The sequence below is a fragment of the Amycolatopsis sp. M39 genome, assembly GCF_001651785.1.
Taxonomy (GTDB): domain Bacteria; phylum Actinomycetota; class Actinomycetes; order Mycobacteriales; family Pseudonocardiaceae; genus Amycolatopsis; species Amycolatopsis rubida.
In genome coordinates, this window is the sequence record NZ_LWSF01000001.1 from 603,057 (window position 1) to 626,223 (window position 23,167).

Here is a 23,167-nt window from a genome sequence, read left to right on the forward strand (position 1 = left end):
GAGACCGATGTGGTCGTGTTCGGTCATGTGCTGCACGACTGGGACCCGAAACGCCGGGTGGAACTGCTGAAGCGAGCCAAGGACGCGGTGCCGGGCGGGGGCGCGGTCGTGGTGTACGACCAGATCCTCGACGACGAGAACCCGGATCTGCGCAGCCTGATCGGCAGCATCAACGTCGGCCTGATCACCGACGGCGGTTCCGAGTACACCGTGCCGCAGCTGCGCGAGTGGCTGGCCGAAGCCGGACTGGAGTTCCGGGCCGCCACCGCTCTGCCGAAGGGCAACGACACCGTTGTGGTCGCGGTGAAACCGTGAGTGCGCAAGCCCTGGTGGTCGGTGCCGGACCGGTCGGGCTGACCGCGGCGCACGAGCTGGCCCGGCGCGGCGTGCGGGTGCGGATCGTGGACCGGGCGGCCGGTCCGGCGGTGACCAGCCGGGCGCTGGCGACGCATCCGCGTTCGCTGGAGATCTACGACCAGATGGGCGTGCTCGACGATCTGCTGCCGCGTGGACAGCAGGTGCGCGCGTTCACGATTCACATGCGCGGCAAGCGAATGGTCGGTCTCCGGGCGGACTACTCGCGGCTGCCGACGCGGCTGCCGTTCACGTTGATGGTCGACCAGGTCATCACCGAGGAGGTGCTGCGGACCGCGTTGGCCAAGCAGGGCGTCGAGGTCGAATGGGGCGTGGCGCTGGCCGGCTTCACCGACACCGGAGACGGCGTCCAGGTGCGGCTCGAACGCGACGGCGAGAGCGAGGAGACCTCGGCGGACTGGCTGGTCGGCTGCGACGGCGGGCACAGCGCGGTGCGCAAGAAGCTGGGGCTGAAGCTCGAAGGAGACTCGTCGGAGACCTGGCTGATCGCCGACGCACAGGCGGATACCGCGTTGCCGCGCGACAGCATCCACCTGATCCGGACCCCGGGCGGTTCGGTGATGCTGGTGCCGTTCCCGGACGAGGGCAAATGGCGGCTGCTCGACACCCGGGACGTGGAGTACTCCGGCCCCGGCGACGACGCGGCGGTAGCGCGGCGGTTCTCGGAGAAGGTGTCCGCGGCGACCGGCGTGCCGACCGTGGTTTCCCCGCCGACGTGGGTTTCGGTGTTCTCCATCCAGCAGCGGATGGTGCCTTCGATGCGGTCTGGCCGCTGTCTGGTCGCTGGCGACGCCGCGCACGTGCACAGCCCGGCGTCCGGCCAGGGCATGAACACCGGCGTCCAGGACGCGTACAACCTCGCGTGGAAGCTGGCGATGGTCATCGACGGACACGCCGACGAGCGGCTGCTCGACAGCTACTCGCGCGAGCGCGTGCCGGTGGGCGCGGAGCTGCTGCGCACCACGAAGAAGGCGACTTTCCTGGTACAGCTGAAAAACCCGTACGTCGCCGCAGTGCTGCCGGTGGCCTTCGGCGTGATGCGCAACGTTTCGGCGCTGCGCGGCAAGCTGGAACGCAAGATCATGGGCGGGATGTCCGCGCTCGGCCTGTCCTATGGCGACGGTCCCGCGGCGGCCGGGCCTGGACCGCGACCGGGCGAGCGGCTGTCGGTCGTCGCCGGTGCGGACGCGGAAACCCCGGCGTGGCAAGCGTTGCTGGCGCAGTTGCGCGAGCCGGGCTGGACGCTGGTGCTCGGCCCGGAAGCGGATCGAGCCGATCTGCCGTCCTTGGGCGGCTGGCTGGTGCCGCAGGTGGCGGGCACTGGCGGAGACCTGCCGGACGCCGACGGCGCGTTGCGGCGGGCGCTCGGCCTTTCAGCGACGGGCTGGATCCTGACGCGTCCGGACGGCTACGTGGCCGACCGCGGCGACCGGACGTCCGCTGCCGCCGTGCGCGCGGTCCTGCGGCACGCGCACATCACTGTCTGAGGAGCGGGAAGTCCTTCACGGACCTGAGGAGACTGGAGCGAAGGTGGATCTGGGGCTGACCGGCAAGGTCGTGCTGGTGACCGGCGGCAGCGGCGGGATCGGGGCCGAACTCGCGCGCACGTTCGCCGCGGAAGGGGCCAAGGTCGCGGTGACCTACCGGGCCAACCGCGAGGCGGCCGAAGTGCTCGCGCGCGAATGCGGCCCGGACCGCGGCCTCGCCGTGCACTACGACCTGACCGAACTGGCCAGTGTGGACGCGGCAGTCGAGCAGGTGACGCGGCACTGGGGGCCGGTGGACGTGCTGGTCGCGAATGCGATCAGCCCCGGCGCGCTGCGCAAGCCGGGAAAACTGTTCGAAGAACTACCTACGGAGGATTGCGCTTCGTTCATCAATGTGAATATCGCGCCGGTGTTCCACACAGTGGCGAAGGTGCTGCCCGGTATGCGCGAGAAGAAATGGGGACGGATCGCATTTATTTCGTCGCGCGCGGCGACCGCGGGCAAGCCGGGCCGCGAGGCTTATGGTGCGGTGAAGTCGGCATTGCACGGTTTCGCCACGAGCCTCGCCTGGGACGTCGGCCGCGACGGAGTGCTGGTGAACACCATTCTTCCTGGCCTGACCGTCACTCCCCGTGTTGCGGAACAGGTTCCGGCCGCGGTTCTGGAGCGCGAGCGAGCCATCACGCCCAGTGGCCGGTTGAGCTGTCCGGGTGATGTCGCGCAACTGGCAGTGTTCCTGTGTTCGGCCGCCAACGGCAATACGAACGGGCAGTTCGCAGAAGTATCAGGTGGACGTTAAGTTTTTCCCGCCCGGGATCAGGAAGCCGTTTCTCTGCTAGCGTCGCTGGCGTCTCACTGGGGGAAAGCGAAGCACGCGAGGCCGCTGCCTGGCGTGCTCTTTCGGCAGGTATCTGGGGGTCGGATGCAGATCGCAATATTGGGACCGCTGGCGGTACGTGCGGACGGAGTGGGCAAGACGCCGTCCGCGCCGAAGCTCCGCACCGTGCTGGCCATGCTCGCACTGAACGCCAACCGGGCAGTGCACTTCGAGCAGTTCGTCGAGGAGCTGTGGGAGAACAACCCTCCGGCGAGCGCGGCCACGACGTTGCAGACCTACGTCTACCAGCTGCGCAAATCGCTGCGGCTGGCCGGTTCGGCCGAGGAGGGCGCGACAGTTCTGCTGACCCGCCCGCACGGCTACGAACTGCAGGTGCCGCGGGCGGACGTGGTCGACGCGGTGCGCTTTTCGGCGCTGCTCGACCAAGCCCGCGACCGGCACGACGCGGGTGATCTCGAAGCGTGCGCCGAACTGGCCAGACAGGCGCTCGCACTGTGGCGCGGGGCCGCGCTTTCCGATCTTCCGCTCGGCCCGACCCTCGCCGCGCGGGCGACCCAGCTGGAGGAGAGCCGCAAGGCGGCCCTTGACCTGCGGTTCGAGGCCGAACTGGCGCTGGGCAGGCATCGCCGCGTCGTGGACGAGCTGGCCGGGGTGGTCAAGGCGAATCCGACGCACGAGGCGTACTCGGCGAAGCTGATGGTCGCGCTCTACCGGTGCGGCCGCCGGGTCGAGGCGCTCGACGTCTACCACCGGGTGCGCAGCGATTTCATCGCGCAGCTGGGCATCGAGCCGTCGGCGACGCTGCGCTCGGTGCATCAGCAGATCCTGGTGGACGATCCCGCGCTCACCCTTCCGGCCCCGCGCGGCTCCGGTGTGAGTGAAGCCACAACTGGTCTAGACAACGGGCAAACCGGGCAGGGTGCGCAAAACGATCGCGCTGCGAAAGCAGTCGTCCGGAGTATCGACGACAACGACACCGTGACTGAGAGCAGTGTCGTCGAAGTGGTTTCCGCCGTGCGCGCGGATGCGGAGGGTGATCTGGTCCCGCTGCGGCCCGCGGCACCGGAGGCGCTGGGGCCGAATCACCTCCCGTCCGACGTGACCGACTTCGTCGGCCGGGACGAGGAGATCCGCGAGCTGGTGCGGCGGTGTTCCGCCGCGCGCACCAAGCTCACCGGCGGCAGCGCCGTCGTGGAGATCACCGGCGGGCCGGGCGCGGGCAAGACCTCGCTGCTCGTGCACGTCGCGCACCGGGTCCGCGCGACATTCCCGGACGGGCAGATCTTCGCGTCGCTGACGCCGGTGCACCGCGGCGAGGAGACGATGGCCGAGGTGCTCGCCGGCTGCCTGCGCGCGTGCGGGGTTCCGCTGTCGCCCGCGCCGTCGATGTCCGAGCTGGTGAACGTCTACCGCGACTACACCGCCACCCGGCGGCTGCTGGTCGTCGTGGACGACGCGTCCCGGTCCGCCGAGGTGGATCTGTTGCGCCCCAGCGGTTCCGGTAGTCTGCTGCTGGTCGCGAGCAGGCGGCGGCTGTACCTGCGCGGCGTGGTCGCGCCGGTCAATCTGCCGCCGCTGACGGTCAACGAATCGCTGGAGCTGCTCGGTCAGTTCATCGGGCGGCGGCGGATGCTGGAGGACCTCGACTGCGCCAGCGCGCTGGTGCGGATGTGCGGCAGGCTGCCGCTGGCCGTCGCGGCGGTCGGCGGGTATCTGGCTTACCGGCCGGCCTGGTCGTTGCGCCGGATGCACGACCGGCTGTCCCGCGATCCCGGTGCGGTGCTTCGGTTGCCGTGCGGGGAAGGCACGGTCGACGCGAGCGTCCGGGCGAGCTACCGGACCCTGTGCGGACCGGCGCAGGAGGCGTTCCGGCAGCTGGCGGGCATCGACGAGTTCACCGTGCCGGACGCGGTCAAGCTCCTTGGCAGGCCTGGAGAACTGGTGCGCGAAGTGCTCGAAGATCTCGAATCCGCCGGGCTGGCCGAGGAAATCGGCGAACGCGGCGGTTCGGGACCGCACCGGTACCGCGACGCCGAGTCCAATGTAGACTTTCTGCGCCCGTCCGCATCGGACGCGGTCTATTGCGTTCCCCGGCTGCCGTCGTTCGCGGGCCGCCTGCTGGCAAGGGAAGCCGAGCCCGCGGCGCGCGAAGCGGCGGTCGCCACCGGCTGAAAACGAGGCGGGGTCGAATCCGGCTGGAGCGCGTTCGACCCCTCTTCGATCCGTCTTGGACACCCCGGGCCCAGACTCGACATCAGCGACGTCGGGCGCTCGGAGCGCGAAGGGCAGGTGCAGACGGAGTGAGTACGAGTGCGGGGCACCCCGGGGCAGCGGGAGTGCCGGCGCGGCACGGCAGCGGAGGTCCGCGGCGGGCGGTGATCACCGGAATAGGTGTTGTCGCGCCAGGGAAACCGGGGCGCGAACCGTTCTGGGACATGGTGTCGGGCGGACGGACCGCCACCCGGCCGGTGTCGTTCTTCGACGCCTCCCAGTTCCGCTCGCGGATCGCCGCCGAATGCGATTTCGATCCGGAGGCGGCGGGGCTCGGTCCGCAGCAGGTGCGGCGGATGGACCGGGTGGCCCAGTTCGCGGTGGCGTGCACGCGGGAGGCGCTGGCCGACGCGGGGCTCGCACCGTCCGATGTGGACCCGTACCGGACCGGCGTGTCGATCGGCAGCGCGGTCGGGGCCACGATGAGCCTCGAACGCGAGTACGTCGTGGTGAGCGACGGCGGCAGGAAGTGGGAGGTCGACGCGGACTACGCGGTGCCGCATCTGTTCGACCAGTTCGTGCCGAGTTCGATGGCCAAGGAAGTGGCCTGGGAAGCGGGCGCGGAAGGTTCGGTGCAGGTCATCTCGACCGGGTGCACGTCCGGATTGGACTCGGTGGGCCACGCGCGGGACCTGATCGCCGAAGGCAGCGCGGACATCGTCCTCGCGGGCGGCTCGGACGCGCCGATCTCGCCGATCACTGTGGCGTGCTTCGACGCGATCAAGGCGACTTCGCCGCGCAATGACGAAGCGGCGACGGCGTCGCGGCCGTTCGACAACACCCGCAACGGGTTCGTGCTCGGCGAGGGCGCCGCGGTGTTCGTGGTGGAGGAACTGGGCCGGGCGCTCGCCCGAGGGGCCCGGATCTACGGTGAGATCGCCGGGTTCGCCACGCGGTGCAACGCCTACCACATGACCGGCCTGCGCGCGGACGGCGTGGAAATGACCGAGGCGATCCGGCAGGCGATGGGCCAGGCGCGGGTGCCGCCGGAAGCGATCGGCTACGTCAACGCGCACGGCTCGGGCACGAAGCAGAACGACCGGCACGAGACGCAGGCGTTCAAGAATTCGCTGGGAGAACACGCTTATCGTGTCCCGGTGAGCTCGATCAAGTCGATGGTCGGGCATTCGCTCGGCGCGATCGGCTCGATCGAGATCGCCGCCAGCCTGCTNGCGCGATCGGCTCGATCGAGATCCCCCCCAGCCTGCTCGCGATGCGCGACGGGCTGCTGCCGCCGACGGCCAACCTCAACGAACCCGACCCGGAGCTCGACTTGGACTACATTCCTTTGGTGGCAAGAGAAGCCGCGGTGGACACGGTGCTGACGGTCGGCAGCGGGTTCGGCGGTTTCCAGAGCGCCATGGTGCTCACCGGCAACGTCGGCGGCACGGCATGAACGCGGTGATCACCGGTCTCGGCGTGCTCGCGCCGACCGGAAGCGGGGTCAAGCAGTTCTGGGAAGCCACTCTCGAAGGGGCCAGCGGAATCGGCCCGGTGACCCGGTTCGACGCTTCGAATTACCCCAGCACGCTCGCCGGCGAGGTCGCCGGGTTCAGCGCGAAGGGCATCCTGCCCAGCAGGCTGCTGCCGCAGACCGACCATTCCACTCGAATGTCGCTCGTGGGCGCGGAATGGGCGCTGGCCGACGCCGGGGTCGACCCGGCGGCGCACGACGGGTTCGACCTCGCGGTGATCACCGCCAGTTCGGCGGGCGGCTACGAGTTCGGGCAGCGCGAACTGCAGAACATGTGGAGCAAGGGCGGCAAGTACGTCAGCGCGTACCAGTCGTTCGCGTGGTTCTACGCGGTCAACACCGGGCAGATCTCCATCCGGCACGGCATGCGCGGGCCCGGCGCGGTGGTGGTGTCCGAACAAGCCGGCGGGCTGGACGCGATCGGAAAGGCCCGGCGCGCGGTGCGTTCCGGGACCGCGGTCGCGCTGACCGGCGGCATCGACAGCGCACTGTGCCCGTGGGGCTGGGCGGCGATGCTTACTTCCGGACGGCTCAGCGGGAGCGGCGATCCGGCGTCGGCCTATCTGCCGTTCGACCGGTCCGCCGCCGGGTACGTGCCCGGCGAGGGCGGCGCGGTGCTCGTGCTGGAACCGGCCGACTCGTCGCGGGACCGGCAGCCGCCGTACGCCGAGATCGCCGGATATGCGTCCACTTTCGACCCGAAACCGGGCAGCGGCCGTCCGCCTGGACTGCGCAGGGCGATCGAACTCGCCCTGACGGACGCGGGCATTTCCGCCGCCGAGGCCGACGTCGTTTTCGCCGACGCGGCCGGGGATCGGAAGCTCGACCGCGAGGAGGCCGAAGCGATCAGCGCGGTGTTCGGCGAACGCGGTGTCCCGGTCACCGCGCCGAAGGCCGGGGTGGGCCGGTTGGCCGCGGGCGGGGCGGCGCTGGACGTCGCGTGTGCGGCGCTGGCGATCCGGCACGGCGTGGTGCCGCCGACGCCGAACGTCTCGGATCCGGTGCCGGAGCACGGGATCGACCTGGTCACCGGCGCCGCGCGGGAAACGCCGGTGCGCACCGCGGTCGTCCTCGCCCGCGGCATCGGCGGGCACAACGCCGCGCTGGTGTTGCGCGGAGTGTGAGGGAAGACTTTTCAAGATCACCCGAACGGCCGAACCGCAAAGCTTTGTCCAGCAAGAAGAACCCACTGACAGCCGCTTTCGCGCGGCAGGAGGAGCGATCATGCGCGAGCTGACCTACGAAGATCTGATGGAGATCATCCGCCGCTGCGCCGGAGAGAGCGACGAAATGGCACAAACCGCCGACGCGCGCGACATTCCGTTCGCCGAATTGGGCTATGACTCGCTCGCACTGATGGAGACCGCGAGTATGCTCCAGCGCGACTACGGAGTCGAGCTGCCGGACGAAACGGTGGTCGACATCGACACGCCGCGCGCTCTGGTCGAACTGGTGAACAGCAGGCTCGGTTCCGCGGTGTAAGGGGAATTCCGCCAAAGCCTTCCGAAGGAGGACAGGTGTCCGAGCCTGCCCTGAACCCGCGCCGCTGGGCGATCCTCGCGGTGCTGCTGACGTCCTTTTTGCTCACCGTGCTGGACGCGACGATCGTGACCATCGCCTTCCGCGCGCTCGCCGATCCGGTCGGCGGGCTCGGCGCGTCCGCGGACCAGCTGCAGTGGGTGGTCAACGGGTTCACCCTCGTGTACGCCGGTCTGCTGCTGGCGTGGGGCGTGCTGGGGGACCGGCTCGGGCACCGGAAGGTGCTCCTGATCGGACTCGTGGTGTTCGGCGTCTCCAGCGTGCTGGCGGCGTTCGCGCACTCACCCGGCGAACTGGTGCTGTGGCGCGTCGTGATGGGCGCGGGCGGAGCGGCGATCCCGCCGACCACGCTCGCGACCATCTCGCACGTGTTCGGCGACAAGGAGCGCCCGCGCGCCATCGGGTACTGGGTGTCCGCCGCCGGCATCGCGGCCGTGGTGGCCCCGGTGCTTGGCGGCTTCCTCATCCAGTTCGCTTGGTGGGGCTCGATTTTCCTGGTGAACGGCCCGATCGTGCTCGCCGCGATCGTGCTGACCGTGCTGATGGTCCCGGAGTCCACTTCGACCGCGCGCAAGCTCGACGTGCCCGGGGTGGTGCTGTCGGTCGCGTGGAGCACCGCGCTCGTCTACGGAATCATCCAGGCGGGCAACCTGGCCACGATCGCCGATCCGCGGGTGTACCTCCCGCTGGTGCTCGGCGTGGTGCTGCTGGTCGTGTTCATCCTGGTGGAACTGCGGTCCGCGGCTCCCGCACTGGACCTGCGGCTGGTGTCGGATCGCCGGGTCGCGGGCGCGACCAGTGCGGTGACGCTCGCGTTCTTCGTGAACTTCGGCGTGCCGTTCTTCCTGATTTTCTACCTGCAGAGCGTGCTCGGCGTGAGCCCGCTGATGACCGGTTTGGCGATTCTCCCGCTGGCACTGGCCCTGGCGGTGTTCTCGCCGCGCTCGGCGACGCTGTCGGCGAAGTTCGGCGCCAAAACCGTGCTGGTCGGCGGCTTGCTGCTGCTGGCTGCCGGCGTGGCGATCTTCGCGCTGCTGGACCAGAACAGTCCGTTGTGGCCGGTGTTCGTCGCCGACTTCCTGGTCGGTTTGGCGATGGCCAACGTGATGCCGCCCGCGACCACCACGATCATGTCGGCGGTGCCGCGCGAGCGCGCGGGGGTCGGTTCGGCGCTGACGAACATGGGCCGCAGCATCGGTGGCGCGATCGGCATCGCGGTGCTGGGTTCGCTGCTGACTGTCGTGTACCGCAACGGGGTTGAGCCGGCGTTGTCGGTGCTGCCGGCGCAGTCTCGCGCCGCCGCGGGCGATTCGATCGAAGCGACGAAGGCCGCCGCGGCGGGCCTGGGCGGCAACCAGGGCGCTGACCTGTTCGCCGCGGGCGCGGACGCGTTCTCGGTCGCGATGCGCACGACGGCCCTCGCTGCCGCCGGTGCCGCGGTGCTGGCAGCGATCGTGGTGCTCGTGGTGGTGCCGGCCCGGGAACGGCAGGCGGCTGAGGTTTCCTGACGCGTTCCCGGGCCTGAGCTTTTCCTGATCCGGCCAGAAGCAGGCTGACCCTGAAGCGGCACGTGACCGTCGCAGCGAAGTCATTCGGCCGTGGCTGTGGTCTGATTAGGAGTAGTTTCGGCGGGTGGCGGTGATCAGCGAGAACTCCTGCGGCAGCGGAGTGATCGCGTCCAGCGCGAACCCGGCTTCCTCAAGCAGCCGGGTCACTTCCGCGCTGGAGCGGATCCCGCCCCCGCCGAAGAGCACGTACATCAGGGTGTCGTGCGAAAGCAGCAGTGCGTTGTCGACACCCGGCCCGGAAACCCGCTCCACCAGCAGCAACCGCGTCCCCGGAGCGGCCGCCGCCGCGCAGTTCGCCAGGATCCGCGCACAGTCCTCGTCCGGCCAGTTCACCAGCACTCGAGCGAGCAGATAGACGTCGCCGCCTTCGGGAACGGACTCCAGGAAGTCCCCGGACGCCACCTCGCATCGCTCGGTGAGACCAGCGTCCGCGATGGCCTTTTTCGCGGCCTCAGCGGACTGTTCGGCGTCGTAGACCGTGCCGTGGAGGTGCTGGTGCGCGGCGAGCAGCCGGACCGCCAGCTCGCCACTGCCGCCGCCGACATCGACAAATCGCTGGTGCGCACCGAAGTCGTAGGCTCCGGGCAGCGCGTCGAACAACGCCGTGTTGCCCGCCATCGCGCGGTCGAAAAGTTTTCCGCGTTCGGGGTTTGCGGAGAGGTACTCGAAGAAGCTAGACTGAAATGCGCCTTCGAAAGCATTTTGTCCGGTTCGCACGGCGGAGGCGATGTCAGTCCAGGCGCGATGGAATTCGGAGCCCGCGATGAGCGTATACGGCCGCAGGGAGTCGTCCCGGTCGCTGCGCAACAGCTCGCCGAGTTCGGCGAGGGAGAATGAGCCGTTCTCCTCGCGGAACACGCCCAGTGCGGTGAGGTACTGCAGGAACCGGTGGGTGGCAACGGGATCTGTGCCCGAGGCAGCGGCCACCTGAGCGGCCGTAAGGGGCCCGTCGGCGAGCCGGTCGGGCCAGCCGAGTTCGGCCGCCGTGTAGACGGCGCGGGCTTTCCAGTCGCCGATGATGAGATTCATCAGCTCGAGCTGCGGCGTTTTCGCGCGCGCGGGATCGTCGGGCATCCGGGTTGTCTCCTCAGCCGTTTCGGGTAGTCCTCCGATGCTCGCCGCCGCCGTTCAAAAGGTTCTCGAAGATCTCTGAAGGCGGTGTCGCGGCAACGGTTTCAGCCGATACATTGGCAGAAACGGCACCCGGAGAAGCCGGGAGCCCGAAACCGAGGAGCAGCGGGTGGAAGACCAGGTACGCCGCGTCGCGGTGGTGACCGGTGCGGCACGCGGAATCGGCCGCGGCATCGCGGAACGGCTGGCCGCACGAGGCGACCGGGTGGTGATCAACTACCTGACGTCCAAAGAGGCCGCGGAAGAAGCGGTAGCGGCCATCACCGCCGCCGGCGGCGAAGCGATCGCAGTAGGAGCCGACGTCCGCAACGAGGAGGGCGCGCAAGCACTGGTGGCCGCGACCGTCGAAGCATACGGCCGCGTGGACGCACTGGTCTGCAACGCCAACGTCGGACTGGCTCAAGGCTCGGTCGCGGAAATCCCGTGGGAAACGTTCTCCGCGAAGGTGAACGACGAACTGGCAGCGGCCTTCCACCCCACCCGCGCGGTGTGGCAGTTGATGAAGGACCAGGGCTACGGCCGCATCGTCTACCTGGCGGCAGAAGCAAGCAAGGGTCCAGTAGGCGCAGAGGTAGTCGCGCACGCCGCGGCAAAGTCGGCCCTGATCTCCTACGCCAAGTTCGCCGCCCGCGAAGGCGCCCCCAACGGCGTAGTGGCAAACGTGGTTTCTCCCGGCCTGACCCGCACCGACGCCCTGGGCGAGGCCCCGCCGGACTGGTTCGCCGCCTTCGAAAAGCGCATCCCAGCGGGCCGCGCGGCAGAACCGGAAGACGTAGCGGCCATGGTCGCCTTCTTCACCAGCGAAGAAGCAGGCTACATCGCAGGCACAGTGGTCTCAGTCAACGGCGGCTCGGACATGACCCGCTAACTGCGCGAGATGTCGGTAAGGGGAACCCTGAGGGAATCAGATTCCCTCAGGGCTCCCCTCACGACCCGCCTGCCGTCCCCAGCGTCGGCTGCGTGGCTTGCTCGGGCGGACCTCACCATCGCGCTGCGAGTCAGTCGGCAGGGCGAGAACCACGTACGCTGCTAAACCGCAACCCGCCTACGCAACAGCCAAGGTGCCCCGGCGCAACCATCTTTTCCGGCCGAAGGCCGGCTCAGCTCAACGAATATCATCCCGAGAAACAGTCCGGTATTTAACGAGCCAAGCCCCGTCAACCCGAACCAGCTGATCCTCACACAACGTACTGCAGTGAATCCGAGGCTCCCCGCCCTTACGCGTAGCAATAATCAACGCATAACACCGAGTATGCAGCTCGTCCGCTGAAGCGCCCGGGGAGACAGTCAGCATCCCCAGCCAATGCCGCCGCAGTTCATGCACCTCGGCCAGCTGCCGATGCGTAGCCGCCGAAGCCGCGGCAATAGCGGCACGACCCTTAACCGGCTCCGGCGCGGCATTAGCCGCGAAAACCCCGTCCTCGGTGAAAGTATCGGCCCACTCATCAGTACGAGCCTGGTCAAGCAACTGCATCTGCCACGCGTAATACTGCTGAATCTCCTGATACAACTCGCCCGACACAGTCACGCCTGCTCCTCCGATCGAGAACCCTGAATATCGTCATGAGTCACCACCCGGCGGGCGACCTGCCACCCGCCCGCCCCGCGAACCAACGTGTCCCGGCAAAACGTGCTACGCCACAACCGAGCCTCACCCCCAGCGGGAATCTCGGCGACCATCGCGTACAACTGCGTGCGCACTTGATCCGCACTGTCCTCTGTGACCACCAGCATCCCAGTCCAATGCCGATGCTGAACCCCTCGCGAAACAACGTCGGCGGCTAGCTTCCGAGCCACCTTCAAAATCAACTCCCGCCCCGTGGCCGGGGCCGGGTTGGCGTTGTTCGCGATAGTGGCGTCCGCGGTGAACGTTTCCGCCCACGGTTCCACGTCGCCGTCGTCCATCAGCTGCATCTGCTTGGCGTAAAAGGCCTGAACCTGGTGGTACAGCTCCATTTTCACCCGCGGGTGCGCGGTTGTCGCCACCGTTTCCTCCTCGTCGGCCGCGTGTCGTCCGACAGTCGCGCGGCCGGCTCAAAGTCCCCTCGTGGACCACTCGCGCGGGACGGCCGACTGTGCGTCGAGCCGTTTTGGACCGGCTCGCTGGAGGGTGGGCCGAGGCGGTGCGACAGCGGGAGGGATCGAGTGCGCGAGATCGAAGCGGACGTGTGCGTGTCCGGTGGCGGACCGGCGGGTCTGGTGCTGGCGCTGCTGCTCGCCCGGTCCGGAGTGGACGTCGTGGTCGCGGAGCGCAGCGCGTCGCTGGACCGCGAATACCGCGGCGAGATCATCCAGCCCGGTGCGCTGCGCACGCTTGACCAACTCGGCGTCCTCGACGGCCTCGGCGGTTACCCGATGCGCCATTTCCAGCTGGTGCAAGGGGAACGCACGCTGCTCGACATCGACTACCAGACGCTTCCCGCGCCGGATGACCATTTGCTCAGCCTGCCGCAGCGGCTCCTGCTGGAGCGCTTGCTCGGCGAATGCAAGGCGACGCCGGGCTTCCGTCTGCTCAGCGGCTGCTCGACCCGGGCGCTGCTGGAGGAGAACGGCGCGGTGACCGGGATCCGCTGCGGCTCCGGCGACGGCGAGACGCAGGTGCGCGCTCGCTGGGTGGTTGCCGCGGACGGCCGGTACTCGAAGACTCGCTCGCTCGCCGGGATCGGCTACGACAAGTTCGAGAAGTTCGAGCACGACGTCGTGTGGTTCAAGCTGATCGCCCCGGAGCGGCGCACCAGCGCGGTCCGCATTCACCGCACCGCCGCCGATCCGGTGCTGGTGCACGATTCCTACCCGGACCGCGTCCAGATTGGCTGGACGCTGGCGAAGGGCAGCTACAAGACGGTGGCCGCCAAGGGCATCGAGCACGTCCGGGAGCAGCTGATCGCCGCGGTCCCGCAGCACGCGGACCTGATTCGAGAGCAAGTGACCGCGCTGTCCGAACTGTCGCCGCTGGACGTGTTTTCCGGCCGTGCGCAGGAATGGGTCCGGCCGGGCCTCGTGCTCATCGGCGACGCGGCGCACACGCACAGCCCGATCGGCGCACAGGGCATCAACCTGGCCATCGCGGACGCCGTCGCGCTGCACCCCGAACTCGTCGCCGCCGTCGCTGCGAAAGACAACCGACCGGCCGCGCTCGCCGGCTTCGAAGCCGAGCGACGCGCCGCGGTGGACACCGTGTTCACGCTCCAGTCGAGGCAGAACAAGGGAATGCTGTCCTCCGGCCGGATCGTGGACGCGGTGCGACCGGTGATCGCGAAGCTGCTGCCGCACACCCCGATCTTCCGCAAGATCCTCAATCTCGTCGCGTTCGGAGCTCGCCCGCGCGACGTGCGCGCGGACCTGTTCCGCGCGCCGAGCAACCCAGGAGGGACACGATGACCGAACAGAGCCGGGGCGTAGCGCTGGTCACCGGCGGCACCAGCGGGATCGGGCTCGCGGTGACCCGATCGCTGGCGCAGCAGGGCTACCAGGTGTACTTCTGCGCCCGTACCCAGGGATCCGTCGACGACACGGTGCGGGACCTGCGCGCCGAGGGACTGGACGTGGACGGCAGCACCTGCGACGTCCGCGAGAAGGACGACATCCAGTCGCTGGTTTCAGCCGCGGTGGACCGGTACGGCCCGATCGACGTCCTGGTCAACAACGCGGGCCGCAGCGGCGGCGGGCAGACCGCGGAAATCCCGGACGAGCTGTGGTTCGACGTGATCAACACGAACCTCAACAGCGTGTTCCTGATGACCCGCGAGGTGCTCACCAAGGGCGGGATGCTGGCCAAGGACAAGGGCCGGGTCATCAACATCGCGTCCACCGCGGGCAAACAGGGCGTGGTGCTCGGCGCGCCGTATTCGGCGTCCAAGCACGGTGTCGTCGGCTTCACCAAGGCGCTCGGGTTCGAACTGGGCAAGACCGGGGTCACGGTCAACGCGGTGTGCCCCGGTTACGTCGAGACCCCGATGGCACAGGCGATCCGCGGCCGCTACGCGAAGGCGTGGGACACCACCGAGGAAGCCGTGCTGGAGAAGTTCACCGCGAAGATCCCGCTCGGCCGGTACTCCACTCCGGAGGAGGTGGCGGGCCTCGTCGGCTACCTCGTCACCGACACCGCGGCGTCCATGACCGGGCAGGCGATCAACGTCTGCGGCGGGCTTGGCAACTACTGAGAGGACCGAGCACGTGGCTGCACCACTCCGGATCTACGAGACCGAACACAAGATCGACGTCGCCGCGCCCGCCTCGGCCGTGTACGCGCTGCTCGCCGACGTGACCCGCTGGCCGGTCTACTTCGGCCCGACGGTCCACGCACGCCAGCTCGAACGCGACGGCACCACTGAGCGAATCCGGTTGTGGGCTACCGCGAACGACGAGCCCAAGACCTGGACCTCGCGCCGCGACCTGGACGAGGACGGCCTGCGCATCGACTTCCGCCAGGAGGTTTCGCAGCATCCGGTCGCGTCGATGACCGGGGCGTGGAACATCCAGCCCGGCGGCCCGAACTCGTGCACGGTCGTCCTGGAGCACGCGTTCAGCGCGGTGCGGGACCTGCCGGAGAACGTCGAATGGGTGAGCAAGGCGGTCGACCGCAACAGCGAGCACGAGCTGGAGAATCTCCGCGGCATCGCGGAAGGCATCGCCGAAACCGAAGAACTCACCACGGTGTTCGCCGACAGCGTCGACATCGACGCGGACGCGGCGGCGGTGTATGAGTTCCTCTACCGGTCGGACCTGTGGCCGGAACGGCTGCCGCACGTCCAGCGGCTCGACCTGACCGAGGAAACCCCGGGTCTGCAGGTCATGGAGATGGACACCAAGACCGCGACCGGTGCCGTGCACACCACGAAGTCGGTGCGTGTGTGCTTCGACGACGAGCACGCCATCGCATACAAGCAGCAGGTGCTGCCCGCGCTGATGACCGTCCACAACGGACTGTGGACGATCGTGCCGCAGCCGGGTGGCGGGGTGCGTGCGACGTCCGAGCACACCGTGGTGATCAAGCGCGACGCGGTGGAGAAGATCCTCGGCGAAGGCAAGACTGTCGAGGACGCGAAGGCTTTCGTGCGCAATGCGTTGGGTACCAACAGCACCGCGACGCTGAACCTCGCCAAGGGCTGGGCGGAGGAACGCGCCGATGGCTGACGGTGTCCTCCCGGTCGCGTCGCTGCTCGACACGCCGTTGCTGCCGGACGCGCTGCGCATCCTCGCGGAGAACAGCCCGAACCAGATCGCGGTACGGCTCGGCGAGACAGCCCTGACGTTCGCTGAACTCGACCGGGCCGCGTCCGGGTTCGCGGCCGCACTGGCGGATCGGATCGGGTCGGCTGGTTCGGTCGTCGCGATGTCGTCGGTGCTGCACCCGGAGTTCGCGATCGCCTACTACGGCACGCTGCGCAGCGGAAACGTCGTGCTGCCGTTGAGCCCGCTGCTGCGGGAAGGCGATCTCGGCCGGGTGCTGACCGAGTCCGCTGCCGCTGCCGCGGTGCTGAACGACTCGATGACCGCAGCGGTCGCTCGTGCCTCCGCGACGCCGGAACACCTGCTGTGCTTCGGGAATCCGGACCGCGCTGCGTCGGTCGCTGCTTTGGCGGCAGGCCCGGTCGGTGCGCCGGTGGAACTGGAGCCGGACGCGGTCGCGTGCATCCACTTCACCAGCGGCACCACCGGTCAGTCGAAGGGCGTGCGGCTCACCCACCGCAATATCGCGGTCAACGCGGTGCAGGTCGCCGACGCGCACGGGGTGACCGGAACGTCGGTGACGTTCAACCACCTGCCCAGCTACCACCCGATGCACCTGAACTCCGCGCTGATCGCCGGCGCCACCCAGGTGCTCTGCCTGGTGCCGGATCCGGTGGCCACGATCGCTCTCGCGGCGGGGGTGACGCACTACTATTCAATGCCGTTCCGCCTGGCGCGGCTCGCTACCGACTCGCGGCTGGCGGACCTGAAACTGCCCGGCTGCGAGGTCATCCTGTCCGGCGGTTCGGCGTTGTCCCCGGTGCACGCGGAAACCCTCCGCGCGCAGTTCGGCATCCCGGTCGTGCAGGGTTACGGCCTCGCCGAAACCGCTCCGCTGGTGCTGTCCGACGGCCCGGCGGCACCGCGCCCGGGTTCGGTCGGCCAGGTGGTGCGCGACACCGAGGTGCGCGTCGTCGATTTGACGACTCGGGAGCCGCTCCCGGCTGGTGAACGCGGCGAAGTCGAGGTGCGCGGCCCGCAGGTGATGCGCGGCTACCTCGGCCGCCCGGACGGCGACGGCATCGGCGCGGACGGCTGGCTGCCCACCGGCGACGTCGGCTGCCTGGACGAGGACGGGTACCTGTTCCTGGTCGACCGCATCAAGGACGTCTTCAAACGCGACAACTGGCTGATCTCGCCCACCGAAATCGAGGCCGAGCTGCTGCGCCACCCCGGCGTGGCCGACTGCGCGGTGGTCGACCAGCCGGACGAGTTCGCCGGCGCGGTGGCGGCCGCGCTGATCGTCCCGGCCGGCGACGAGTGGGTGCCGCGCGCGGAAGAGATCGCCGCGGAGATCAACGCCGCGCAGCCGTATTACAAGCACATCGAGCACGTCGAGCTGACCAGGGCGATCCCGCGTTCGCCCAACGGCAAGCTCGTCCGCCGCGAGCTGCGCGAGGCGCTGTCCTCCGTGCGCGGCAGCCAGAATCCCGGAACCGCACTGCTAGGAGCCGATACCGTGGTCACGTTCATCAGCAAGTTCACCGTCAAGGGTGAGCCGGAAGAGTTCGAGAAGGTCTTCACCGAGCACGCGCAGTACATGGCCGAGCAGCCCGGGTTCGTCGCCTACCAGATGGTGCGGTCGCTGCGCGATCCCAAGGTGTATCTGAACATCGGCCAGTGGGTCGACGCGAACGCGCACAAGGCCGTCGTGACCAGCCCGGAGTTCCAGGCGCACGTGAAGAAGTTCGTCGAGCTGGTCGACGTCGAGGCGGACCTCTACTCGACGGTCTCCGAGGCGTCGGCGTGAGCGAGCTCGGTCTGGCCGGCCGCAGCGTCCTGGTGGTCGGCGCCACCAAGGGGCTGGGGCTGGCCATCGCCCGCAAATTCTGCGCGAGCGGCGCGCACGTCCTGCTCGACTACGCACACGACGACGAAGCCGCCAAAGCCGCTCTCGCGAGCCTTGAGGGGCTTCCCGGTTCGGCGTCGCTGATCCGCGCCGATCCATCCACTGAGGACGGTTCCGCGCAGCTGGCCGCCGCTGTTTCGGCGGCCGGTCGCGGCTTGGACGTCCTGGTGCACAACGCCGCGTCGTGGCATCCGATGCCCGCTGCCGGAGCGTCGGTCGCCGACCTGCACACCGACGTGGCCGCCGCGCTGAATCCGTTGCTGCGCTTGGTTCCCGCGCTTCTCGAACACTTCAAGCCAGGTAGTCGCGTGCTTGCCGTTTCCAGCTCCGGCGCGCAGCGGGTCATCCCGCGCTACGTCGCGCTGGGCGTCGCGAAGGCCGCGCTCGAATCGCTCGTGCGCTACCTGGCGGTCGAGCTGGCCCCGCGCGGCATCACGGTCAACGCCGTCACGACCGCGAAGCTGGACAAGGGCGACGAGACCACCCAGCCCGAGATGGTGCAGGTCCTGGCGGCTCGCACCCCCGCCGGACGGTTGAGCACGCCCGCCGACGTCGCCGATGTCGTCGCGCTGCTGAGCGCGCCGGAAGCGAGCTGGATCCACGGCCAGGTGATCACCGCGGACGGCGGCCTCGGCCTGCGGTCTTGACGATAAGGAGAACTCCGTTGCAGCTGATTGACCTGTCCTCCCCGATCGACCCGGCAGGCTGGGAGCCCGAGCCGCTGTCGCTGGTCACCATGTCCGCCCAGGACGGGGCCAAGCACCTGGTGTCGGAAATGCGCGAGCACTTCGGCATGGACCTCGACCCGGAAGTACTGCGGGACGCCGAGTTCCTGACGAACGACACGGTGTCGCTGACCACGCACACCGGCACGCACATCGACGCGCCGGCGCACTACGGCGACGCCACGTCGTACGGTTCGGCCCCGCGCACGATCGACCAGATGCCGGTCGACTGGTTCCACCGTCCCGCCGTGGTCCTGGACTTCACCGGTCGCGCGCCGGGCGTCCTCACCGCGGACGACGTGCGCGCCGAACTGTCCCGTGTGGACTATCAGCCGAAGGAGCTGGACATCGTCCTGCTCCACACCGGAGCCGATCAGCACGCCGGTACGCCGAAGTACTTCACCGAGTTCGTCGGCCTCGACCAGTCCGGGCTGGACCTGCTGCTGGACTTCGGGGTCCGCGTGATCGGCACGGACGCGTTCAGCCTCGACGCGCCGTTCACGCACATCATCGAGACCTACCAGCGGACCGGCGACAAGTCGGTGCTGTGGCCGGCGCACATGCGCGGACGCGACCGGGAGTACTGCCAGATCGAACGGCTGGCGAACCTGGCCGAACTGCCGCGGGCGCACGGTTTCACGCTGTCGTGCTTCCCGGTGAAACTGGCCGGTGCCGGTGCCGGATGGGCTCGCGCGGTCGCTATCGTCGAGTAGCTTTCCGCGCGAGAAAAGGCCCCGCGATTCCTCCTCTCGCGGGGCCTTTCCTGGTGCTCGCTAGTCAGCCCACTCGGGCTTCTCAAGAAGCTCGATCACCGCACTGCTCCACGAAAATCCCGCGCCGACGCCCATCAGCAGGCACGTCTGCCCCGGCTGCAACCCGCCGGTACGCACCAAGTTTTCCAGGCTGACGATGTGGTCGCCCGCGCCGAGATGGCCGATCTTGCTGTCGAAGTCCCACGTGGTTCGTTCGAGCGGAACGTCCATGTGCCGCAGGTAGTTCGACACCAGCCGCCGCCTCCCGAAGTGCGGCAGCACCAGCCGGTCCACATCGGACAGTTCCAGCTCGGCGTCGCTCAGCGCGCGCTTCAACGCCTCGCGCTGCCCGTCGAGAATGGCCGCGAGGGTCTGTGACATTCCGGCTTCGGACAGGTATGATCGTTTGTGCGCGTCCAGATCGACCAGCTGCCGAGTCCGCATCTCGACCTCACCGAACGCCGCCCCCGCACGGTGCATGCCTTCCAGCTCAGGTCCGCTGACCACNCTGACCACCGCCAGGCTGCGCAACCGCGCGAACCCGCCGACGCGGGACAGCACCATCGCCGTCCCGCCATCGGCGTACGCCGTCCCCGGATCGCTGTGCCAGCGGTCGAAATCGGGCCCGTCAAAGCGATCCGCCGCGGTGATCAACGCCGCCTGCCGAGCCGGGTCCGCGAGAAGGTAACTGGCCGCGAGGTCGAGCGCTGCCATTCCGCCGTTGGAAACCTGCCGAACCTCGATCGCCGGACAGGTCCCGCCGACCGCTGCCCGCTGGACGTACGCGGCAGGCGACCACAGGTCGTACCCTTGATGGAACAACGTCGCGTGCAGCAACACCGCGATGTCGCCACGCGCCACCCCGGACCGCTCCAAGGCGACTCGCGCGGCCCGAGCCGCCATCTCCGGCGGCGCGATCCCGTCAGGTGCGACGAGGACCGATTCCATCTCGCTTTTGCGCGCCGTCTCGGCTGAGCATTGCCCGCTCCGCACCGCTTCGGCGCTCGTCGTCGCCGGTGGCAGCCAGCTCCCGAGCCCGGCGAGGTACAGCCCGTCGAATCTCATGCCGCCACCCTTCCGGCGAGCCCTCGACAGCCTGTGGGAACGGACTCGACCTGGCGGTCCAGCGGGGGTCGAGCAGCCGTCGACCGCCGTGCCCGACGATCCGGTTTGTTTCCGGTGCTTCCGGTGTCTCGGGGCGGAAGGAGTTTCGTTTGATGACCGAGGTCGCACTGCTGTTCCCGGGCCAAGGCTCGCAGCACGTCCGAATGGCCGCCGGCCTGTACGGTCACGACGACGTCTTCACTGATGCGGTAGACGAAGTCTTCGCCGCGTTGGGCCCCGAGGGCCCCGCCGTCCGCGCCGACTGGCTGAGCGATTCGCCCGCTGTTCCTCTTGACCACGTCACCCGCTCGCAGATCCTGCTGTTCACCGTAGGCCACGCCCTGGGCCGGATGATCCTTTCCTGGGGCGTGCAACCAGCCGCTTTGCTGGGCCACAGCGTCGGCGAAGTAGCCGCCGCGACTCTGGCCGGTGTCTTCGAAGTCCCCGCCGCTGCCGAGCTGATGTGGCACCGGGTGCAGGAACTGGCGTCCGCCTCCGCAGGCGGAATGCTCGCCGTAGCCGCGACCGTCGAGGAGGTCGCCTCGGTCCTGACCGATGAGGTTGTGATCGGCGCGATCAACGCTCCCCGCCAGCTGATCCTCTCCGGCCCGGAAGCGCCGTTGGCGGAGGCCTCGGCGAAGTTGCGCGCCGAGGGGCGGACTTGCCTCCGGGTCCCCGCGACGTCGGCCTTCCACAGCCCTGCCTTGGCCGAAGCTGCCGCCCGGTGTCTCCCGTCGGTCGCTGCCGCACAGCCATCGCCGCCGAAGATCCCGATAGTGTCGGGCTACACCGGCCGCCTGCTCACCGATACGGAGGCGACAGATCCTTCCTACTGGGCTTCGCACCCGGTAGAACCGGTGCGGTTCTGGCCCGCATTGGGCACGCTGCTGGATCCGGATTCGCCGCTCTCGGTTGCGGGCCGACGGGTGCTGGTGGAGACAGGGCCGTCGCAGTTGCTGGCCAAGGCCGCACGCATCCATCCGACGGTGCGAGCGAAGGAGGCTTCGGTACTGGCGATGCTGCCCGCGCGAGCTGGAGGCCCGGACGCGGATCTCACCGCAGTGGCGGCTTGCCGGGGAGCGTTGGAGATGGCGGGGTGATGGTGGCGGTCTGGTTAGGCGGACGGCCGCGAATCGCGTGGCGGTGCCGGTTTTCCGGGTGAGTGGTTTGCCAGTGCGTTTCGTGTGCGGTGGGAGTTTGCGGGGAGGGCTTGGGCGCGCGGGATGAGTGGTGTGCCGCAACGGGTGTCGTCTGTTGGGCGGAGGCGATTCGTGTGGTGCGAGCTCGCCGGAAGGCGTTGGGTGCGCAGGTGCCTTCCACCGTGGCGAGCCGGGTCGGTTGGACACGAACCGCGTGTCGTCCGCCGGTGTGTTGCGCGCGGTGGCGGCTTGGCAGTCGATATCGCGGGCCGTGTCACTCACGTGAGCGGTGCGGGGCAAGGACGTCCACGCCTGTTACGGCTGAGTTGGGATCTGCGTAGCGACTCGTTCACTGACCGGTGTTGTGCTGTCGAAAGGCTGCGGCCTCACCGGGCCGCAGCGATTTCCGAGGTGCGAGGCGGTGGTGACGCGATGTGGCTGGTCGAATGCCCGTCGTTCTGGGACCAGGGTTTGATCCGCCCGCTTGTCACCGAACACGGCAAGGTCGTGCTGATGTGCGATTCCTGCACCGCGGTGTGGCGAACCCCGTCCGGCATCGACGAGTTCGAGCACGTCGAGCCGGAAGCGCCCGAGTGGTCCATCGGCTCGGACACGCACGTCCGCCCCGGGACTACCCGCTGGGCCGAGCTGGCCGACGTCGCCTCAGCAGGTTGGGGCGACCTCCGCTGGCGCGAGCTGCCCTGAACCGCGGCAGCACGGATCCTCGGGAATGGCGCGGATTTCCGGTGCGCGCAAGTCCGAGATGCCACGCACGCCGTGAGATCGCTCGTCCCGGACAGCGCGAACAGCAGGTCCCCACCGACGTGCAGCGCGACTTTGCCGGGCAAGTTATTCGCATGAGCAAATAGCTCCGTGTCGTTTCGGCGAGTTCGGGCCTAGGTTCGGGCGGTGGCGAACGAACTGACCATTCCGCTCCTGCCCTGCCCCTCCATCGACGAGATCGCGTCGTTCTACCAGATGCTCGGCTTCGAGATCACCTATCGGCAGACGCGGCCGAACCCGTACGTCGCGGTGCGCCGGGAAGACATCAATCTGCACTTCTTCGGCATGGACGGCTACGACCCGGCACAGTCGTACAGCACGTGCCTGGTCATCGTGCCGGACATCGGCGGGCTGTTCGAGGCCTTCGCGGCCGGGATGCGTTCTGTGCACGGAAAACTGCTCATCTCCGGTATCCCGCGGATGACCCGGCCGCGGCTGCGCAACGACCGCTACACCGGGTTCACCGTCGTCGATCCGGGCGGCAATGGGATCCGGATCAACCAGAAAGGCAAGCAACCCGAGGCGCGGACCAAGCTCGCGAAAGCACTGGAGAACGCCGCGCGGCAGGCGGACGCGCACGGCGACGAGCACCAGGGGCTGAAGATCCTGGAAGGCGCGCTGAAGCGGGCGACCGGCGACGAACCGGAGTTTCAGGCGGTGCGGGAGTACCGCGACGAGCTCGTCGAACGGATCAACGGGGCCGAGTCGCTACGGCCTTGACCGCCTCGGGGGAACCGACGTAGCGGGTCGTGGCCGGTCTCGGATCCGGGACCGGCCACGACGCCCTTGTCCGTCATCGACCGCGGCAACGGTCCTGAGCCAGCAACGCCGCGACCGGGAAGCCGTTGTCTCCGATGCCCGCCCCTGCGACGGTCCGCGAGGGGACAGCTCACAAGATCT

21 protein-coding genes and 1 pseudogene are annotated in these 23,167 nt (G+C 68.8%); 18 read left to right on the forward strand and 4 right to left on the reverse strand.

The window, feature by feature from the left end; translation table 11 throughout:
* The 8 genes and pseudogenes from A4R44_RS49900 to A4R44_RS02890 all read left to right on the forward strand — a co-directional run.
* On the forward strand, positions 1–315 hold a 315-nt coding region (locus tag A4R44_RS49900), incomplete at its 5' end, for a methyltransferase (RefSeq protein WP_304456041.1).
* Entirely contained in the window at positions 312–1,862 is a 1,551-nt protein-coding gene (locus A4R44_RS02860; RefSeq protein WP_067576094.1) for an FAD-dependent oxidoreductase, read from the forward strand. The genes A4R44_RS49900 and A4R44_RS02860, both read left to right, overlap by 4 nt.
* A 43-nt stretch (positions 1,863–1,905) precedes the next feature.
* Positions 1,906–2,661 (forward strand): SDR family NAD(P)-dependent oxidoreductase, encoded by a 756-nt coding sequence (locus A4R44_RS02865; protein WP_067576096.1) that lies wholly within the window; start codon positions 1,906–1,908, stop codon positions 2,659–2,661.
* 123 nt (positions 2,662–2,784) lie between these two features.
* Complete coding sequence (locus tag A4R44_RS02870; protein ID WP_095213160.1) at positions 2,785–4,872, forward strand: AfsR/SARP family transcriptional regulator; 2,088 nt, start codon at positions 2,785–2,787, stop codon at positions 4,870–4,872.
* A gap of 203 nt (positions 4,873–5,075) precedes the next feature.
* Positions 5,076–6,367 (forward strand): annotated as a pseudogene (locus tag A4R44_RS02875) (beta-ketoacyl synthase).
* The gene (locus tag A4R44_RS02880) at positions 6,364–7,569 is read left to right on the forward strand and encodes a ketosynthase chain-length factor (RefSeq protein WP_067576101.1); all 1,206 of its coding nucleotides are present in this window, start codon (positions 6,364–6,366) and stop codon (positions 7,567–7,569) included. The pseudogene A4R44_RS02875 and the gene A4R44_RS02880 overlap by 4 nt, the downstream one beginning before the upstream one ends.
* A gap of 100 nt (positions 7,570–7,669) precedes the next feature.
* Positions 7,670–7,927 carry an acyl carrier protein gene (locus A4R44_RS02885; protein ID WP_067576102.1) on the forward strand — a complete coding sequence of 86 codons (258 nt, stop codon included), beginning with the start codon at positions 7,670–7,672 and terminating at the stop codon, positions 7,925–7,927.
* A gap of 35 nt (positions 7,928–7,962) precedes the next feature.
* Entirely contained in the window at positions 7,963–9,492 is a 1,530-nt protein-coding gene (locus A4R44_RS02890; RefSeq protein ID WP_067576104.1) for an MFS transporter, read from the forward strand.
* Positions 9,493–9,597: 105 nt separating this feature from the next.
* On the opposite strand, the gene A4R44_RS02895 is transcribed toward A4R44_RS02890, so the two are convergent.
* The gene (locus A4R44_RS02895) at positions 9,598–10,626 is read right to left on the reverse strand and encodes a methyltransferase (RefSeq protein WP_067576106.1); all 1,029 of its coding nucleotides are present in this window, start codon (positions 10,624–10,626) and stop codon (positions 9,598–9,600) included.
* Positions 10,627–10,792: 166 nt separating this feature from the next.
* Between A4R44_RS02895 and A4R44_RS02900 the strand changes: the two genes are divergently transcribed.
* Positions 10,793–11,551 carry an SDR family NAD(P)-dependent oxidoreductase gene (locus tag A4R44_RS02900; protein WP_067576108.1) on the forward strand — a complete coding sequence of 253 codons (759 nt, stop codon included), beginning with the start codon at positions 10,793–10,795 and terminating at the stop codon, positions 11,549–11,551.
* Between the two features lie 237 nt (positions 11,552–11,788).
* Here A4R44_RS02900 and A4R44_RS02905 read toward each other — a convergent pair whose 3' ends face one another.
* Both A4R44_RS02905 and A4R44_RS02910 read right to left on the reverse strand, forming a co-directional pair.
* Entirely contained in the window at positions 11,789–12,211 is a 423-nt protein-coding gene (locus A4R44_RS02905) for a nuclear transport factor 2 family protein (RefSeq protein ID WP_198545142.1), read from the reverse strand.
* Positions 12,208–12,669: a nuclear transport factor 2 family protein gene (locus tag A4R44_RS02910; RefSeq protein ID WP_143132416.1), complete on the reverse strand. Its 462-nt coding sequence runs from the start codon at positions 12,667–12,669 to the stop codon at positions 12,208–12,210. The genes A4R44_RS02905 and A4R44_RS02910 overlap by 4 nt, the downstream gene beginning before the upstream one ends.
* Positions 12,670–12,828: 159 nt before the next feature.
* Here A4R44_RS02910 and A4R44_RS02915 point away from each other — a divergent pair, with 159 nt between their 5' ends.
* The 6 genes from A4R44_RS02915 to A4R44_RS02940 are packed head-to-tail and all read left to right on the forward strand — an operon-like array spanning position 12,829 to position 19,202.
* Entirely contained in the window at positions 12,829–14,064 is a 1,236-nt protein-coding gene (locus A4R44_RS02915; RefSeq protein WP_067576114.1) for an FAD-dependent monooxygenase, read from the forward strand.
* A complete protein-coding gene (gene fabG, locus A4R44_RS02920) occupies positions 14,061–14,846 on the forward strand; it encodes a 3-oxoacyl-ACP reductase FabG (RefSeq protein WP_067576117.1) in 786 nt (261 codons plus the stop codon). Before A4R44_RS02915 ends, fabG begins: the two co-directional genes overlap by 4 nt.
* Before the next feature lie 13 nt (positions 14,847–14,859).
* Positions 14,860–15,819 carry an aromatase/cyclase gene (locus tag A4R44_RS02925; RefSeq protein ID WP_067576118.1) on the forward strand — a complete coding sequence of 320 codons (960 nt, stop codon included), beginning with the start codon at positions 14,860–14,862 and terminating at the stop codon, positions 15,817–15,819.
* Entirely contained in the window at positions 15,812–17,665 is a 1,854-nt protein-coding gene (locus tag A4R44_RS02930; protein ID WP_067576120.1) for an AMP-binding protein, read from the forward strand. The genes A4R44_RS02925 and A4R44_RS02930 overlap by 8 nt, the downstream gene beginning before the upstream one ends.
* Positions 17,662–18,411, forward strand: coding sequence for an SDR family oxidoreductase (locus tag A4R44_RS02935; RefSeq protein WP_067576122.1), 750 nt, complete (start codon positions 17,662–17,664; stop codon positions 18,409–18,411). The genes A4R44_RS02930 and A4R44_RS02935 overlap by 4 nt, the downstream gene beginning before the upstream one ends.
* 17 nt (positions 18,412–18,428) lie before the next feature.
* Positions 18,429–19,202 carry a cyclase family protein gene (locus A4R44_RS02940; RefSeq protein ID WP_067576124.1) on the forward strand — a complete coding sequence of 258 codons (774 nt, stop codon included), beginning with the start codon at positions 18,429–18,431 and terminating at the stop codon, positions 19,200–19,202.
* 60 nt (positions 19,203–19,262) lie between these two features.
* Here the strand turns inward: A4R44_RS02940 and A4R44_RS02945 are convergent, their stop codons facing one another.
* A complete protein-coding gene (locus A4R44_RS02945) occupies positions 19,263–20,306 on the reverse strand; it encodes a ketoacyl-ACP synthase III family protein (protein ID WP_067576126.1) in 1,044 nt (347 codons plus the stop codon).
* A 152-nt stretch (positions 20,307–20,458) separates the two neighbouring features.
* Between A4R44_RS02945 and A4R44_RS02950 the strand changes: the two genes are divergently transcribed.
* From A4R44_RS02950 to A4R44_RS02960, 3 genes are all read left to right on the forward strand, one after another.
* Positions 20,459–21,445 carry an acyltransferase domain-containing protein gene (locus tag A4R44_RS02950; RefSeq protein ID WP_067576128.1) on the forward strand — a complete coding sequence of 329 codons (987 nt, stop codon included), beginning with the start codon at positions 20,459–20,461 and terminating at the stop codon, positions 21,443–21,445.
* Between the two features lie 471 nt (positions 21,446–21,916).
* On the forward strand, positions 21,917–22,189 hold the full coding sequence (locus tag A4R44_RS02955; protein WP_067576130.1) for a hypothetical protein: 273 nt from the start codon (positions 21,917–21,919) through the stop codon (positions 22,187–22,189).
* A gap of 204 nt (positions 22,190–22,393) precedes the next feature.
* Positions 22,394–22,987 (forward strand): hypothetical protein, encoded by a 594-nt coding sequence (locus tag A4R44_RS02960; RefSeq protein WP_067576132.1) that lies wholly within the window; start codon positions 22,394–22,396, stop codon positions 22,985–22,987.
* Positions 22,988–23,167: the final 180 nt, after the last annotated feature.

Coding starts and splice junctions, on each gene's coding strand:
- A4R44_RS02950 (WP_067576128.1), top strand. CDS start 20,459: ATGACCGAGGTCGCACTGCTGTTCCCGGGCCAAGGCTCGCAGCACGTC.
- A4R44_RS02870 (WP_095213160.1), top strand. CDS start 2,785: ATGCAGATCGCAATATTGGGACCGCTGGCGGTACGTGCGGACGGAGTG.
- A4R44_RS02955 (WP_067576130.1), top strand. CDS start 21,917: ATGTGGCTGGTCGAATGCCCGTCGTTCTGGGACCAGGGTTTGATCCGC.
- fabG (WP_067576117.1), top strand. CDS start 14,061: ATGACCGAACAGAGCCGGGGCGTAGCGCTGGTCACCGGCGGCACCAGC.
- A4R44_RS02880 (WP_067576101.1), top strand. CDS start 6,364: ATGAACGCGGTGATCACCGGTCTCGGCGTGCTCGCGCCGACCGGAAGC.
- A4R44_RS02895 (WP_067576106.1), bottom strand. CDS start 10,626: ATGCCCGACGATCCCGCGCGCGCGAAAACGCCGCAGCTCGAGCTGATG.
- A4R44_RS02885 (WP_067576102.1), top strand. CDS start 7,670: ATGCGCGAGCTGACCTACGAAGATCTGATGGAGATCATCCGCCGCTGC.
- A4R44_RS02930 (WP_067576120.1), top strand. CDS start 15,812: ATGGCTGACGGTGTCCTCCCGGTCGCGTCGCTGCTCGACACGCCGTTG.